Origin of the sequence: Streptomyces sp. NRRL S-118, assembly GCF_000716335.1 — a bacterium.
Classification (GTDB): Bacteria; Actinomycetota; Actinomycetes; order Streptomycetales; family Streptomycetaceae; genus Streptomyces.
Genome location: NZ_KL591008.1, coordinates 81,190 through 94,940, shown reverse-complemented (window position 1 = coordinate 94,940; position 13,751 = coordinate 81,190). Strand labels below are relative to the sequence as shown.

Below are 13,751 nucleotides of genomic sequence, written 5' to 3'. Positions count from 1 at the left end.
CCGGAACGCCGGTACGTAGGTGACGCAGGGCGATAAGGGAGCGCCCGGACAGGACGGTCTGGACGCGGCCCTCCTTGCTGCGAACCTCCCGCGGAGACCGACGGCTTGGAGGTGGGCGGTCAACCGCGGCGAGACGGCGGCCGGGATCTCCGGCTAGCCGAGCGCCGTACCGCCGGTGGCCGCCAGTCTGGGCTCGATCGGCCGTCAGGGTCTGCGAGCACGGTGGCGGCTGCGTGCGGACCCCCGCGTGTTTTGCCTGTGACTCGGTGTCAGCGTGGTGCGGCGGCGGGAGGCGCCCGTCGACATCACCAAGTGCCGTCTGCCGGGTTGGCGGGGCGACACCGTCGCCCGTGCCCGGGCGACATTGCTGCATCACCCCGCGGGTTCGGGCTCAGGACTCGGGCATAAGTTTGGGCCAGGCGGCCGTGAGCCGCCTGGCCCGCGTCGATCGTTTGGAACCGGGGGGGAGACGTAACGGCTTGGGTGGTGTCCGTCGTCACCCGTGGCGGGCTCCCCACACCTGGGCACCCTTGGAAACGTCGAGGCCGTCCTTGCGCTTCTCCTGCTTGCCGGTGGCGGCATCGAATGAGGTGAGGGCACCGGATTCTGTGTCAAGAACCAGCAGCCTGGACTGGGACCAAGTGGCGCTCAGGGCTCCCTCGAGGTCGATCTCGGTACCGGCCGCTGTCGGGTAGGTGCCGGCCTCCTGGCACTTGCCCGTCTCGAGGTCGAGGATGGCGACCTGGTACGCCTCGCCCGACCCTACGGCGGTGGCGTACCAGCGGCCGCTGCCGTCGATGGCCCCGCGGCCTGCCGCGTCGCCTGCCTCGCAACGCGGTGCCGGCTTCGATTTCCTGTCGTCGATGGAGTACACGTTGACGCACGAGGCGCCCTTGCAGTCGTTCTGCTTCCACACCACGCGCGGGCCGGCGGTGCTCAGCACGGTGGCGTTCTTGGCGATCACCTGGGTGACGGACTGGGCTTTCTTGTCCAGCAGGACGATGTCGGTGAGGGCGATCTTCCCGTTACCCGTTCCTGCCGCGTCCTCGGTGGTCCGGTGGGCGAGCAGTCCCTGAGGCGTCTGCGCTACGGGTGCCATGCCGCAGGGCAGGCTGAGCTTCGTGCGGGACGGCCTGCCGCTCGTGTCGTGCTCGGTGATCGTGAAGCGGGACTGCACGGACGGGGGAAGCTTTCCACCGCAGGCGGTGGCGGCCGGCTCCTCAGTGACCGCCCAGCTCTTCTCGTTGTCGGCCGCGGGGAACCAGGCGGCCGCCGGTCCCAGCAGCCGCGTTTTTTCCGGGGTGTCCGGCGAGACGGTGACGAGACTGCCGTCCTGGACGCCCGCGATACGCCCGTTCGCCAGCTGGCGGGGGGCCGCCAGGCGGTAGACGTCGAGCTTCTCGGTGCCCTCCGGCCGCTCGACGACGATCTTGGGTTTCGCGTCGATGGAGTCAAGGACGGCGATGCGACCTCCCAGATTCAGCACGATGCCCCCGGCCGTCGTGCTCCCCCCATCTCCCTGGCCGCACCCGGAGACGAGCACCAGCGCGCCGACGACCGTCGTGGCGGTCAGAAGGCGGCGCCGTGTAATACCTGCTGGGACGGTGCGGGGTGTCGAGCTCATCTTGGTTTCCCCCTGTGATGGGTGGTGGCGGAAGCTGGGCGGGGACGGCGCGACCGATGCCGTCCCCGCAGCGGCGCTTACGGCTTTGGCGTGCAGGGGCCGGTGCTGACGCACTCGGAGAAGAATGGGTACGCTGTGATCGCTTTCAGCGTGCCCATGTTGCCCATGAACTTAGGCGAACAATTCGGCTTGTCCATCCACTTCTCGATGACATAAGTGGAACGCTGAATCTTCGGGGTGGTGTACCCGTACTTCCCCCCGGGCACATCCATCCAGTTGGTGACGGTCCTGCCTCGTTCGACCGACTTTGTCACCTCCACGCCGGCTTTGGCCTCGACCGTGGCGACGGCGAACTCCATACTGCCGCCCAGCTCGACGCTCCAGGCCGTAGCCTTGGACACTGTCGTGGCCAGGGCGTAGGTAAGTCTCGAGGTGGACGAGGCCGCGTTCCGCTTGCCGGCGGTGCTGCCGATCGGCTCGTAGGTAGTCTTGATCCGCTCCACCGTGTAGTACGGGTCGCCCGGACAGGCCTGGGCGTCGCGTGTGTCGGCCGCAGCGGTCGGAACCGTCGGAGCCAGCAGCAGCCCCGCCCCCAGAACTAACGACCCCGCCAGAGCACTCTTCCGCGTAGACAACATAGTGGTTTCCCTCCCGTTTTGCCGCTGACCCGTTTGGTCGAGCAGCGCGGCAAGCAAAACGCGAAATGGCGTGCACACGACGCTCCTTGAGCAACTCCTGAGGTTTCAGATGTCCTACGTCGGCAAATCAGCCACCGAAACGGCGGAGCGCGCTGTACCAATGGCTGAATCCCTATCAGTAGTTGAATGCGGGATATCCGTTGAAGGGAGAAAACGCCGTGAGCCTCAGCGCACGGGCCGACTGCCCTGCAAATCAGTGGACGCGGCGGGATGGCAGTGCCTGTGCGGCTACCCCGGCAGTCCGCTCGACTACCACTGGCGGTGCTGGATCCAGACGGTGAGGAGGCTGATCGCCTCCTCCTTCGCTGTGTGACGGGTGTGGTCAGCGGCGGGTGAAGTCGTGGAGCTGGTCGGCCAGGCGGCGGTCGGGGCCGCCGACGATGAGGCAGGAGTCCTTCGTCGCCAGGCGGCCGACTTCCATCTCGAGGTCCCCCGTCGGCGGGGCGGCCCCTGAGCCGTTCCTGCGCACGTACCTGGCGAACATCTCCAGGCGAACCGAAGAAGCCGCCGCGCTCCGCGCGGCCACTCGTCGCGAGAAGCACCGGCCTGAAGGGCGGCGGAATGGGTTGGGCGCCTCACTCAAAGAGCCACCAGGCAAATCGGGAGGCCCACATCTGCAACCAGCTCAGGCCAAGGATGAATGCGGCAGAGGCGACGAACATGAAGCCACGTCGCAGCAGGACACTGAGCTGGGTCAGGCGCTCCTCGAAACCCGGTGCCCAGGGCTCCGGGGCAAACCGCCGTACGCTCCACACCCACAGGCCGGCGAGAAGGCCGAAGGTGACACCCAACTGACCTGGTCAGCCAGGGCCCGCCGGGCGGCCTGTTCGGACGCCGCTGCCGCGCCTTTGCCGCGCGGCCGAACCCTCGTTGGTCTCTGGCCTGGCGGGTAGGCGGGGGTACATCTGTCGGCGGTGTGGAAAGGGGCGGTTGTGGGTGGAGCGTTGGTTGCGGGCGGGTGGGGGCTGTTCGCGGGTGCGGCTCTGCTGGTGGGGGCGGCTGTCGGCTCGCTGGTGCGGGTCCCGCCACGGCTGATCGCCCTGGTCATGGCCTTCGGCAGCGGTGTGCTGATGGCCGCGGTGTCGTTCGAGCTGATCGCCGAGGCGTACGAACGCTCCGGGATATGGCCGGTGGTGGCCGGTGCGGTCGGTGGTGCGGCCGTGTACTCGGGAGCCAACGCCCTGCTGGCGCGGCGCGGCGCCCAGCACCGGAAACGCTCGGGGGAGCAGCAGCCGTCCGAGGCCGAGGCGCCGGGGTCGGGCAACGCCATCGCCCTGGGGGCCCTGCTTGACGGGGTCCCGGAGTCCGTGGTCATCGGCACCAGCCTGCTGGGCGGCGGACAACTGGGGGTGGCGACGGTGGGGGCGGTGTTCATCAGCAACCTCCCCGAGGGCCTCGCGAGCGCCGCCGGCATGCGCAGCGCCGGGCGCAGCCGCCGGTACGTGTTCACCCTGTGGGGAAGCATCGCCACCATCAGCGGTCTGGCCGCGCTGGCGGGATATGCTCTGCTGGGCGGGGCGTCCGCGACGGTGATGGCGACGATCACGGCCGTGGCGGGCGGAGCGATCCTGGCGATGATCGCCGACACCATGATCCCCGAGGCATACAGCAAGGTGCACCTGCTGACGGGACTGGTCACGGTGGTCGGATTCCTGTCGGCCTTCGCCCTGTCTCACCTTTAGGCGCGGTGGGGAGGGGGGCCGCGCGAGCATCTGGGGACGGGCGCGGCGCCGGGCGGCAGGATCCGCAGGGCGCGTATGACGGTGCGGCCTGCCGCCTTGTTGGCGGCCGCGATGAGGCGGGTCTGCTCCAGGCGGGCTTCGTTGCCCAGGCCGACGACTCCGGGCACACGGTGAGCCGGCCGGAGTCCGTGTCGTACGACACGGCGGCGACGTGCCCGGCGAATTCGTGGGCGATGGCCGCCCACCACTCCCGCAGCGTCGCGCCGGCGGCCGGGAGCTCCCAGGTCCGTTCGGTGATCAGCGCGCCGATCGCCGCTCCGAGGCTCATCGGCTCGCGCCCGTCGCGCCGCACTGTCGTGACGGCCCCCGGCTTCGTCGCTTTCTGGCCGTCGCCGTTCTTTCGGGCCGCCTCCATCGCGGCCCGCAGCGCGACCCGGGCCAGGTCGACGCCGGACTTCTCACCGCCGCTCATGCCTGCCCCCAGGTGGTGTAGCCGAGGTCCAGGTGCCCGAGGCCGGCCAGGCGCTGTACCTGGGCGACGAACGCCCGGGTGAACAGGCGCTGTGCCGACGTCTCGCCGTACCGGTCGATGTGGTCGAACACCAGCTGGTGGTCGGCGGCGGCGCGGTTGCGCCAGTCCAGGACCTGCTCGCGGGTGAGCTCCTCGAGGACCAGCTCCTGGTTGTCGTCGACATCGGCGGGCTCCGGCTGCGAAGCCGCGACGATGGCGGTGGCCGGCGCGGTGCGGGCAGCACGACCGGAGCCACCGGTTCGTCCACGACGACGTCGGCCGGCTGCGCGGCCGCGGCTTCGGCGCGGGCCTTGGCAGCGGCGGCCTGCTGCTCCCGGATCTGCTCCCACCGGCGGGCCTTGGCCCACGCTTCGGCGGTCATGTCCTGGTGCAGCCGCTGCTCGACGGCCGCACGGCGCTCGCTCTCGGAGGTGCCGGGCATAGCGGCGTCTCGGCGACCGCGACCGCACGGCGCTGGGCACGACGGTGCCGACGGCGAAGGCCGACGCGCTCACCGCACGATCCGTACTACACGGTCGCGGACAGCACGTACGACGCGATCCGCGCCGCCGTCATCCGCCTGATCCGCTCCCGGGAGATTCGCCCCCGACTCCTCCGCCGGCCCGTTCGGCCAACACCAAGAACACACCTCTGCGAGAGGAGGCTCGTTTGGCAGAACGCGCCGCTATAGGCAGGATGTTCGAGCTCGTCGACAGCGTCCTGGAGCTCGCCCGTGTCGCAGCCCCTTTGAGCACACGCCCCAATACGGGGGCTTCCCGCCCCCTCCGTCCGGTCCTCCCCGTCCGGTGCCGCCGCCCGAGCCGCCGCGGCGGCGGACACCGGCAGTTGTGGCGGCTGTCGTCGCCGGGGCGCTTCTCGTCGTCGCGGTGTGGTGTGGGCTGTCCGTGACCACGGGCGGTCGGACGCCGACGCCTCCTCCGACAAGCCTGCGGGGGCCAGCCCCTCCCCCAGGGTCCCGGCAGGACCTGTCCGTGCCGCGTCGGCGTGGGAGGTGCCTGTGCCTGAACCCGCTCCGGACGAGCGACCGGTCTCCGCTCATGGGGCGTGGTACGTCAACGGGACGTACGTCACCGGGGTCATGCACGGCGTGACGGGGTATGACCCGGCTTCCGGCGCGGTGAGATGGACCGTGCCGCTCACCGGCGACCTGTGCGCCGCGTCGTCGACAGCCACCAGCAGCGGGCAGATCGCCGTCTCCTACACCGCCGATACCGGATCGAAGTCGCCGAAAGGCGTCCTTGTGCGCTACGAGGCCATCGACACGGCGCTCGCCGCCGTCGCCGGGCAGGCGCTGGAGCTGGGCGCCTCGGTCCACATGCCGCGCATCGGCTGCGGTCTGGCGGGCGGCAAGTGGTCGCGGATCGAGCCGCTGACAGCCGCTCGGCTCACGGCACGGGGCATCGACGTCACGGTCTACGACCACGACTGACCGACGGCGTCGGCCCCCGGGCGGCGATCTAGGATGGTCGGCGGCCTTCAGGGGGAGCACATGGCGACGACGACGTACTCACTGGTCAACACCGCGCGTGGCGGCCTGCGCGGCGCGTACAAGGACCTGCCGCGCGACGGCGGACTGCCCATCATGATCGTGGCGAAGGAGGAAGGCGGGGCGCCACTGCGTCCGGTCGCCGTGCTGCAGCGCGACCACGGAGCGGGCGCGTTCCCCGCTCACGGCTCGGCACGCGAGTTCGTCCTCTGGTCCGGAGACGAGCGGGGCCAGCTGCTTGCCAGGGTGACCACCGAATCCGTCACCGGCTCCCGGACGGTCTACCGCATCGACGCCCCGGCCGGCACCGCCGTCGGCCGCATACGGATGCGGCGCGGATCGCTCCTCGCGTTCCGCCGCACCCGCTGGACCGTCGAGCCCGCGAACGGCCGCCCCGCGCAGGGGGCGGCCGGGCGGTTGTTCTGGTGGGCGATGTGGTGGACGGTGTTCATGCCCTGGAACATCGTCGTGATCATCGGTTCCTTCACCGGCCTCGCCGAGGACCCGGTGACCTGCCCGCGCCGGCTGACCCTGCGGGACGGGTCGGGCCGGGCTCCGCTGGTGTACCGGGGGATTCTCGACGAGTACCGGGCGGCAGCCGGCGCCTGGGACCCGCGGCTGGTGGCGGCTCTGGTGGGCATCCACCAGACGTACACCTCGGTCGCCGCGAGCGCCGACACCGACTGGTACGCCAAGGGCTGAGATCCGGTGGATTGGGCTCGGACCTCCGCCGCACAGGGGAGGCCGGCCCAGCCCCGCAGATGCGCGAGGACCGTGAGCGTCCGGACACGCCCGGGCTGTGACGGAACCGGGTCAGTAGACCGCGACCCCGTACGCGCTCAGTGCCTCGTGCACCGGTTGGTGCAGGGCCGAGTTGCCCGAGTGGATGCCCACCGCCGTCGAGTCCAGCGCAGCTTCGTGCCGAACGCGGGGGCGTCGGGGGCGACGTCCAGGCGGCCGGTGTCCGAGTCGAACTTCACGGCTTGGACGTGCCCGGCGAGCTCGGGCGCGACGGCGACGAGGATGGCGTCGAACTCGGCGAGGACGCTGCCGCTGGCGGCCGGGGCGATCATGCCGCGCTCGGTCATCATCATCGTGATCGCCGCGCCGAGCCCGAGCGGCTCGCGGCCGACCCGCTGCAGAACCGTGCCGGTGCGCCGCTTCCGAGACCCTGGGGGTGGCGATGTCATCGGGTACGGGCGGGGGCTACTGGGCGGACAAGGCGCTGCCCAGTGTGTTCAAGCACGATCTCCTCAAGCGGTATCTGCCGCAGTTTGGCGCGATGATGGGCACCCGGTCCCGTGACAAGCGCGTGGTCTACCTCGACGAGCGCGGCCCGGAGCGGGCGGCCGGGGACCGGCGCCCCCTCTCCGCCGTCCTGCTCCGACGCCTTGAGTCCTATATGCTGCATTTGATGCTTTTGTGCAGCTTTGGCAGTGGGTGAGCAGTGCGATGCCTTCCGAGCGACAGGCCCGCGGACCCCACCCCGACGACGCGCGCGGCGAGCCCCGCAACGACGGGCGCCGCGACGAGAGCCACGCGCCCCGGCGGCGGCTGTCGGCTCCCAAGGCGATGCGTTTCGCCGCCGAGCAACTGACGGAGCTGCTGGGAAGAACTCCGGAGTCCATCTCGGCGCTCCGGCCCACCGAGGACGGGTGGGAGGCCGAGGTCGAGGTCCTGGAGGTCGAGCGGATCCCCGAGACCACCAGCGTGCTGGCCAGCTACCGAGTGACTCTCGACGCTGAGGGCGAGCTGATGGCGTACGAGCGGATCCGTCGCTACACGCGGGGGCAGATCGACCCGCGGACGTGACACCCCGCACCGAGCGGGCCGACCGGGACCGCACCTCCGAGGCGGGTCCCGCGAGAGGAGGCACCATGACGGTGGTGCCACAGGGCGGCGGAGGCGCCGTCGCACGGGGCGGCGGCGGGAGTTCCTCGTCGCTGTACGACGTACTGGAACTCATACTCGACCGCGGCCTCGTCATCGATGTGTTCGCCCGTGTGTCCCTGGTGGGCATCGAGATCCTCAAGGTCGACGTCCGGGTCGTGGTGGCGAGCGTGGACACGTACCTGCGCTTCGCCGAGGCGTGCAACCGCCTCGACCTGGAGTCCGGCCGCAAGCAGCCGACGCAGCTGACCGAGCTGGTCGGCGAAGTCACCGAGGGCGGCGCCCGGGGGAAGAGCAAGGGGGCGCTGACCGGAGCGGTGGAGGCGTTCTCCGATTCCTTCCGCAAGGGCCGGGACGAGCAGGCCGACGAGGAGCCCGAAGCGGTCGAACGGGAGCGGTCGCGGCCCTCCCGCCGGCCTCCCAGGCACCGGGAGGAGTGAGCTCCCATGTCGGTCTACGTCTACGCGATCACGGCGGGGAGCCATCCCCTGCGCCTCGACGGTGTGACCGGGGTGGGTGACCCACCGCGGCCCCTGCGCGTGGTGGAGGCGTCGGCGTCGGAGCTCGCCGCGGTGGTCAGCGACGCACCGGACGGCCTGCGCGCCAAGCGCCGGGACGTGCTGGCCCACGAGACGGTCCTCGAGAACCTGATGGGCCAGTCGACCGTGCTCCCGCTGCGCTTCGGCGCCGTCGCGCCGGACGACGACACCGTCCGCGACACCCTGGAGGAGCGTGCGGAGGCGTACCAGGAGCGGCTGCGGGCCCTGGAGGGCTGCACCGAGTTCCACCTGAAGGTTTCGTGCGACGAGGACGCCCTGCTCCGCGAGGTGCTGCGGCAGTCGGCGGACGCACGGCGCCTGAACGACGACATCCGGGCCGGGCGCGGGGGCCAGGAGCTGAAACTGGCGCTCGGCGAACTGGTCGCCCAGGAGGTCAGGGTCCGGCACGAGTCGTTCGCGTCCGGCATCGTCGAGGCCCTGCGACCGCTGGCCCGGGAGGTCAAGTCGTCGGAGGCGGTCGGGGACGACTTCCTCAACGTCTCCTTCCTCCTCGAGAGGCCCCGGCAGCAGGAGTTCGTGGCGCGTGAGTCCACACTGGCCGAGGAGTACGGCGAGGATTTCTCCTTCCGTGTCCACGGCCCGCTCCCCCCGTACAGCTTCGTCTAGGACGCCGACGAGAGGGCCCAGGTCATGGGCGTACTGACTCAACTCCTCACCCTTCCGCTCGCTCCCGTGCGCGGGGTCGGATGGGTGGTGCGGCGCGTCACGGAAGCGGCCGAGGAGGAGTACTACGACGAAGGCCCGGTGCTCCGCGAACTCGCCGCCCTGGAGCAGGAACTGCTCGCGGGCCGGATCGACCAGGAGGCCTTCGACCGGCGCGAGGACGAACTGCTCGACCGGCTCGACGAGATCCGCCGGTTCCGCGAGGGCCGACAACCATGAGGGGTCAGGAGGACTGCCGACGATGTCGAACACGATGACCGGCGCGGCGCTGCTCAGCGGCTACGTGCTCGGGCGGACCAAGAAGGCCAAGGTCGCCATTGCGGTCGCGAGCTGGGTGCTCCGCAAGAAGATCGACCCGAAGAAGGTCACGTCCCAGATCACCGGATCGCCCGCCTTGAGCACCCTGCGCGACCAGATGCGCGAAGAACTGCTCACGGCCGGCAAGGAAGCGGCGGCGTCGGCCGTCGCCGCCCGCGCGGACCGGCTGGCCGACACCCTGCACCAGCGCACCCTCAGCCTCCGCCAGGAGGTGCCCGGTGCCGCCGGTGACCAGGAGACGGAACCACGGGAGGAACGCGAGGGGAACGGCGACGAGGAGCCGGAGCCGCGGGACGAACGCGAGGAGAACGGCGACAAGGAACCGGAGCCGCGGGACGAACGCGAGGAGAACGGCGACAAGCGGCCCGAGCGCCGCCCCGCCCGACCGGCCGCCAAGCGGCAGCGTGCCCAGGCCCGCAGCGAGAAGGCCGTCATCGCCGCCGCTCACCCGGTGACACGGGGCGCGGGCGCCGGATCCGACGGGCCGCGGCGCTCCTCGGCGGACCGGGGCCGCAGGAGCGAGGACGAAAGTGACCGGGAGACGGGCCGGACACGGATGAAGAGGAGGTCCGAGGGATGACCGGCAGCGGAGGTACGGGCCTGGCCGGCGATGCCGGCAGCCGGCTCAAGGAAGAACTGCAGCACTATCTCGAGGCCCGGGCCGAACGCGCCGTCTCCAGCATGGGGGAGCGCCTCGGCGACGCGACGAAGAAGCTGGGCGAGGGGAGCCCGCTGGGCACCACCCTCGGCTCGCTGGCCAAGGGAGGCCAGGCACTCGGCCAGGGCGCCTCTCCGGGCCGCGCCCTCGCCACGACGGCCATGTCGCAGGTCAAGGGCAGTGTGAAGGACAAGGTGTCCGGCCTGCTGGGGAAGATCGGCAAGGGGGGGCAGCAAGGGCGAGACCAGGGCCAAGAGCGTCGTCGTGATCGAGGACGTCGACGTGGGTGTCCCGGTGCGCGAGGCGTACGACCAGTGGACGCTGTTCCAGGAGTTCGGCCGCTTCACCAAGGGTGTCGTCAATGTGGAGAAGTCCGACGAGACCACCTCCCAGTGGCAGGTGAAGGTCGCCAAGTCCAACCGGAGCTGGAAGGCGAGCGTCGTCGAACAGATCCCGGACGAGCGGATCGTGTGGACGTCGGAGGGCGCCAAGGGCACCACCAAGGGAGCCGTCACCTTCCACCCGCTGGGGGACAACCTGACCAAGGTGCTCCTGGTCCTGGAGTACTTCCCGAAGGGGTTGTTCGAGAAGACCGGCAACATCTGGCGCGCCCAGGGCAGGCGGGCCCGCCTGGACCTGAAGCTCTACCGCAAGTACGTCACCCTCCGCGACGAGCCCGCCGAGGGCTGGCGCGGGGAGATCCGCGACGGCGAGGTGACGCGCGACCACGAGGAGGACGAGGAGGAGCGGGCGGAAGCGAGCGACGAGCGCCCGGAGGACGAGGAGCGCCCGGAGGACGAGGACGAGGAGCGCCCGAGGACGGCCGACCGGCACGCGGAGGAGGACGAGGAGGACGCGGAGGCGGACTGGGCCGGCGAGGACCAGGAGGACGAGGACGACGAGGACGAGGACGCGCCTCGCGACGACCGCCGGCGCGAGCCCTACGCGGACGACGCGGACGCGGAGGACGAGGAGCCGTACGAGGACGAGGACAGGTACGAGGACGAGGAGGATGACGACCGGGACGGGGAGGACGAGGCGTACGACGACGAGGACGACGCGGACGCCGAGCGGTCCCGCCGCCGCACCGCAGCCCGCCGCTGAGCCCGCCGGGTCCCCCGAATCCGCCGGGTCCGCCGAGTCCGCTGAAGTGAGGAACGACGACCGTGAACGAACCCCTCTCCCCCAACCTCGGTTCCTTCCCCTCCCGCGCCGGGTCCCCGTACGGGCAGGGAACGTCGTCCAACCTGGCGGACATCCTGGAGCGCGTCCTGGACAAGGGCATCGTCATCGCCGGGGACATCAGGATCGACCTCCTCGACATCGAGCTGCTGACCATCAAGCTGCGCCTGCTGGTGGCGTCGGTGGACAAGGCCAAGGAGATGGGCATCGACTGGTGGGAGCACGATCCGTCGCTGTCGTCCCGCGCGACCGAGCGGCCCGGGCTCGCCGACGAGAACCGGCGCCTGCGTGAGGAGATCGCCGCGCTGCGCAGCGCGCAGGAGCTTCCGGCGGCCGGTGACCGGGACGAGGAACCGGCGCCCGTGCGCCGCCGCCGCACCGGGCGCACCGAGCCGGAGGCCCCGGTCGGCCGGCCCGCCGACCCGGAACGCCCGGGCTCGGCGCGCCCGGATCCGGCCCGTCGGGACCCGGCCCGTCGGGATCCGCCGGACCGCCCGCGCCACCGCCCGGACGACCCTGAGCGCGAGCGCCGGAGGCCCGGGGGCGGGCGATGAGCGGCACGGTCCGCTACCTGTACGGGGTCGTCCCGGCGCTGCCCGAGCTGTCCGACGACGTGGCGGACCTGCGCGGCGTCGATGACGCGCCGGTCCGCGTGGTCGCCGGCGGCGAGGTGGCGGCGGTGGTCAGCGACGTGCCCTCGGACGACTTCGACGAGGAGGCCCTCGCCGCCCACCTGGAGCACCTGGACTGGCTGGAGGCCGTCGCCCGGGCTCACCACGGGGTCGTCGACGCGGTGGCGGCGCGCACCGCCGTGCTGCCGCTGCGGCTGGCCACGATCTACCGGGACGACGCGGGGGTCCGCGCCATGCTGACCGCGGGCCGGCAGGAGTTCGCGCCCCGTCTCGCCCGGCTCGCCGGTCACGTGGAGTGGGGGGTGAAGGTGTTCTTCGTGCCGCCGGCCGCGGATCCGTCGGCCGGCGCCGTGCCCGGGGACGGTCCGGCGGAAGGTGGCGCGCCGCCCGATCCGGAGCTCAGCCCGGGCCGCGCCTACCTGCGCACGCGCAGGCACGAGCGGCACGCCCGGGACAGCGCGTACGGCACGGCCATGGCGGCGGCGGAGCGCATCCACGAGGCCGCCCTCTCCTGCGCGGTCGAACACACCCGGCACCGGGTGCAGCAGGGTCCGCTGGCCCAGGGTCCGTTCGAGAACATCGCCAACGACGCCTATCTGGTGCCCGCCGACGGTTCCGACGCCTTCCGCGCCGCCGTCGCGGAGGCGGCCGCGGGCACCGGCGTGGTCCACGCGGAGGTCACCGGCCCCTGGGCCCCGTACTCCTTCGCGGCCGCCGAGCCCGCGGATCCCGCCGGCACCGCCGACGGGGCCGGCGGGACGGGGCGGGAGGCGACCGCGGGATGACGGGCACCGGTGCGCGGCCCCCCGCCGCAGGGCGTCCGGCAGCCGTGACGGCCGCGGAGCGAGCCGCGCCGACCGGCCGGCAGATCGCCCTGATCGACCTGTTGGACCGGCTGCTCACCAGCGGTGTCGTGGTCACCGGTGACATCACCCTGTCCATCGCCGACATCGACCTGGTCCGCGTCTCGCTGCGCGCGCTGATCGTGTCCGTCAGCGCGGAGAACCCCTCCCCGTGGGACGACCGGCGCGGCGGCCCCCTGCCCCCTGCGACGCGCCATGCCCCCTGACCGCCGCCCGCCCGTCGACCGGTACCAGGAGCTGGCCGATGCGGCGGCCCGTGCCTTCCGGCTGCTCCCGGCCCCACCGCGCGAGTTCCCGCCGCCCGGCGGCGGGCGGCCGTCCGTGCCCGCGCACCGGATCAACTCCGACCCCGACACGGTGGAGCGGGATCTGATGAAGCTGGTCCTCACCCTGGTGGAACTGCTGCGGCAGCTCATGGAGCGGCAGGCGCTGCACCGGGTGGACGCCGGCGACCTGACCGAGGACGAGGAGGAGCGCCTCGGGACGACGCTCATGATCCTCCACGACCGGATGGCGGACCTCTGCTCCCGTTACGGGCTGACCATGGCGGACCTGAACCTGGACCTCGGCCCCCTCGGTACCCTGCTCCCGCCGCCGGATGATCCGTACGGTTCCTGACGACACCGGTGAAGCAATTAGTCCGATTTATACCTTTATGCCCGCATGATCGACGGCGCACGGGGCAGAAACGGACTGGAGGTGACGGACATGGGCAGCGGCAAGAAGGCGAAGAACGTCGGCCGAAGCGCCAAGGGGAAGGCGAAGGAGGTCACCGGAAGGGTCTTGGGGAACGAGAGCCTGGAAGCGAAGGGCAGGGCGGAGCAGATGAAGGGGGACGCCAAGCAGGCGGTGGAGAAGGGCAAGGACACCTTCAAGCACTGACCCGGATCCCCGGCTCGGGGCGCGCACTCCGGTCCACGGCCGGCGGCGGGGCGAGGGGACGCCCCACCGCCGGCCGCCGCG

Annotated in this window: 21 protein-coding genes; 15 read left to right on the top strand and 6 right to left on the bottom strand. The window is 71.6% G+C overall.

The window, feature by feature from the left end; all coding sequences use genetic code 11:
• Positions 1-496: 496 nt before the first annotated feature.
• The 3 genes from IH00_RS0115905 to IH00_RS0115890 form a co-directional block, all read right to left on the bottom strand.
• Entirely contained in the window at positions 497-1,624 is a 1,128-nt protein-coding gene (locus IH00_RS0115905; RefSeq protein ID WP_158827830.1) for a hypothetical protein, read from the bottom strand.
• 77 nt (positions 1,625-1,701) lie between these two features.
• The gene (locus IH00_RS0115900; RefSeq protein ID WP_158827828.1) at positions 1,702-2,340 is read right to left on the bottom strand and encodes a hypothetical protein; all 639 of its coding nucleotides are present in this window, start codon (positions 2,338-2,340) and stop codon (positions 1,702-1,704) included.
• A gap of 557 nt (positions 2,341-2,897) precedes the next feature.
• Positions 2,898-3,113 carry a hypothetical protein gene (locus IH00_RS0115890; RefSeq protein WP_031074003.1) on the bottom strand — a complete coding sequence of 72 codons (216 nt, stop codon included), beginning with the start codon at positions 3,111-3,113 and terminating at the stop codon, positions 2,898-2,900.
• Positions 3,114-3,254: 141 nt separating this feature from the next.
• Between IH00_RS0115890 and IH00_RS0115885 the strand changes: the two genes are divergently transcribed.
• A complete protein-coding gene (locus IH00_RS0115885) occupies positions 3,255-4,004 on the top strand; it encodes a ZIP family metal transporter (protein ID WP_031074002.1) in 750 nt (249 codons plus the stop codon).
• On the opposite strand, the gene IH00_RS44075 is transcribed toward IH00_RS0115885, so the two are convergent.
• Both IH00_RS44075 and IH00_RS42750 read right to left on the bottom strand, forming a co-directional pair.
• Positions 4,001-4,171 (bottom strand): hypothetical protein, encoded by a 171-nt coding sequence (locus IH00_RS44075; RefSeq protein ID WP_234334878.1) that lies wholly within the window; start codon positions 4,169-4,171, stop codon positions 4,001-4,003. The two genes, IH00_RS0115885 and IH00_RS44075, sit on opposite strands and share 4 nt — an antisense overlap.
• A 301-nt stretch (positions 4,172-4,472) precedes the next feature.
• Complete coding sequence (locus tag IH00_RS42750; protein ID WP_031074001.1) at positions 4,473-4,865, bottom strand: hypothetical protein; 393 nt, start codon at positions 4,863-4,865, stop codon at positions 4,473-4,475.
• 668 nt (positions 4,866-5,533) lie between these two features.
• On the opposite strand from IH00_RS42750, the gene IH00_RS44065 reads away from it, so the two are divergent.
• On the top strand, positions 5,534-5,965 hold the full coding sequence (locus IH00_RS44065) for a macro domain-containing protein (RefSeq protein WP_234334860.1): 432 nt from the start codon (positions 5,534-5,536) through the stop codon (positions 5,963-5,965).
• Positions 5,966-6,025: 60 nt separating this feature from the next.
• Complete coding sequence (locus tag IH00_RS0115865) at positions 6,026-6,724, top strand: hypothetical protein (protein ID WP_158827826.1); 699 nt, start codon at positions 6,026-6,028, stop codon at positions 6,722-6,724.
• A gap of 137 nt (positions 6,725-6,861) precedes the next feature.
• Here IH00_RS0115865 and IH00_RS37330 read toward each other — a convergent pair whose 3' ends face one another.
• A complete protein-coding gene (locus IH00_RS37330) occupies positions 6,862-7,212 on the bottom strand; it encodes a DciA family protein (protein WP_234334859.1) in 351 nt (116 codons plus the stop codon).
• Between the two features lie 44 nt (positions 7,213-7,256).
• On the opposite strand from IH00_RS37330, the gene IH00_RS0115855 reads away from it, so the two are divergent.
• The 12 genes from IH00_RS0115855 to IH00_RS0115800 all read left to right on the top strand — a co-directional run bounded on the left by IH00_RS0115855 (position 7,257) and on the right by IH00_RS0115800 (position 13,670).
• On the top strand, positions 7,257-7,466 hold the full coding sequence (locus IH00_RS0115855; RefSeq protein ID WP_052411412.1) for a hypothetical protein: 210 nt from the start codon (positions 7,257-7,259) through the stop codon (positions 7,464-7,466).
• Positions 7,467-7,474: 8 nt separating this feature from the next.
• Entirely contained in the window at positions 7,475-7,834 is a 360-nt protein-coding gene (locus tag IH00_RS37325; RefSeq protein ID WP_078887776.1) for a gas vesicle protein GvpO, read from the top strand.
• A 65-nt stretch (positions 7,835-7,899) separates the two neighbouring features.
• The gene (gene gvpJ, locus IH00_RS0115845; protein ID WP_031073992.1) at positions 7,900-8,352 is read left to right on the top strand and encodes a gas vesicle protein GvpJ; all 453 of its coding nucleotides are present in this window, start codon (positions 7,900-7,902) and stop codon (positions 8,350-8,352) included.
• Positions 8,353-8,358: 6 nt separating this feature from the next.
• On the top strand, positions 8,359-9,078 hold the full coding sequence (locus tag IH00_RS0115840; protein WP_031073990.1) for a GvpL/GvpF family gas vesicle protein: 720 nt from the start codon (positions 8,359-8,361) through the stop codon (positions 9,076-9,078).
• 24 nt (positions 9,079-9,102) lie between these two features.
• Complete coding sequence (locus IH00_RS0115835) at positions 9,103-9,354, top strand: gas vesicle protein GvpG (RefSeq protein WP_031073987.1); 252 nt, start codon at positions 9,103-9,105, stop codon at positions 9,352-9,354.
• Positions 9,355-9,376: 22 nt separating this feature from the next.
• Positions 9,377-10,033, top strand: coding sequence for a hypothetical protein (locus IH00_RS0115830; RefSeq protein ID WP_052411411.1), 657 nt, complete (start codon positions 9,377-9,379; stop codon positions 10,031-10,033).
• Between the two features lie 342 nt (positions 10,034-10,375).
• The gene (locus IH00_RS37320; RefSeq protein WP_234334858.1) at positions 10,376-11,215 is read left to right on the top strand and encodes an SRPBCC family protein; all 840 of its coding nucleotides are present in this window, start codon (positions 10,376-10,378) and stop codon (positions 11,213-11,215) included.
• 62 nt (positions 11,216-11,277) lie between these two features.
• Positions 11,278-11,847, top strand: a complete 570-nt coding sequence (gene gvpJ, locus IH00_RS40265; protein ID WP_078887775.1) for a gas vesicle protein — start codon at positions 11,278-11,280, stop codon at positions 11,845-11,847.
• A complete protein-coding gene (locus tag IH00_RS0115815) occupies positions 11,844-12,710 on the top strand; it encodes a GvpL/GvpF family gas vesicle protein (protein ID WP_052411410.1) in 867 nt (288 codons plus the stop codon). Before gvpJ (IH00_RS40265) ends, IH00_RS0115815 begins: the two co-directional genes overlap by 4 nt.
• Positions 12,707-12,994 carry a gas vesicle protein gene (locus IH00_RS0115810; protein WP_052411409.1) on the top strand — a complete coding sequence of 96 codons (288 nt, stop codon included), beginning with the start codon at positions 12,707-12,709 and terminating at the stop codon, positions 12,992-12,994. The genes IH00_RS0115815 and IH00_RS0115810 overlap by 4 nt, the downstream gene beginning before the upstream one ends.
• A complete protein-coding gene (locus IH00_RS0115805) occupies positions 12,984-13,406 on the top strand; it encodes a gas vesicle protein K (RefSeq protein WP_031073976.1) in 423 nt (140 codons plus the stop codon). Before IH00_RS0115810 ends, IH00_RS0115805 begins: the two co-directional genes overlap by 11 nt.
• A gap of 90 nt (positions 13,407-13,496) precedes the next feature.
• Positions 13,497-13,670 carry a CsbD family protein gene (locus IH00_RS0115800; protein ID WP_031073975.1) on the top strand — a complete coding sequence of 58 codons (174 nt, stop codon included), beginning with the start codon at positions 13,497-13,499 and terminating at the stop codon, positions 13,668-13,670.
• The last annotated feature ends 81 nt before the right edge of the window (positions 13,671-13,751 follow it).

Excerpts from the sequence above, each read along its gene's own strand:
- IH00_RS0115805 (WP_031073976.1), top strand. The coding sequence starts at position 12,984 with ATGCCCCCTGACCGCCGCCCGCCCGTCGACCGGTACCAGGAGCTGGCC.
- IH00_RS0115835 (WP_031073987.1), top strand. The coding sequence starts at position 9,103 with ATGGGCGTACTGACTCAACTCCTCACCCTTCCGCTCGCTCCCGTGCGC.
- IH00_RS0115905 (WP_158827830.1), bottom strand. The coding sequence starts at position 1,624 with ATGAGCTCGACACCCCGCACCGTCCCAGCAGGTATTACACGGCGCCGC.
- IH00_RS0115865 (WP_158827826.1), top strand. The coding sequence starts at position 6,026 with ATGGCGACGACGACGTACTCACTGGTCAACACCGCGCGTGGCGGCCTG.
- IH00_RS37330 (WP_234334859.1), bottom strand. The coding sequence starts at position 7,212 with ATGACATCGCCACCCCCAGGGTCTCGGAAGCGGCGCACCGGCACGGTT.
- IH00_RS0115840 (WP_031073990.1), top strand. The coding sequence starts at position 8,359 with ATGTCGGTCTACGTCTACGCGATCACGGCGGGGAGCCATCCCCTGCGC.
- IH00_RS37325 (WP_078887776.1), top strand. The coding sequence starts at position 7,475 with ATGCCTTCCGAGCGACAGGCCCGCGGACCCCACCCCGACGACGCGCGC.
- IH00_RS0115815 (WP_052411410.1), top strand. The coding sequence starts at position 11,844 with ATGAGCGGCACGGTCCGCTACCTGTACGGGGTCGTCCCGGCGCTGCCC.
- gvpJ (WP_031073992.1), top strand. The coding sequence starts at position 7,900 with ATGACGGTGGTGCCACAGGGCGGCGGAGGCGCCGTCGCACGGGGCGGC.
- IH00_RS0115800 (WP_031073975.1), top strand. The coding sequence starts at position 13,497 with ATGGGCAGCGGCAAGAAGGCGAAGAACGTCGGCCGAAGCGCCAAGGGG.
- IH00_RS0115810 (WP_052411409.1), top strand. The coding sequence starts at position 12,707 with ATGACGGGCACCGGTGCGCGGCCCCCCGCCGCAGGGCGTCCGGCAGCC.
- IH00_RS0115830 (WP_052411411.1), top strand. The coding sequence starts at position 9,377 with ATGTCGAACACGATGACCGGCGCGGCGCTGCTCAGCGGCTACGTGCTC.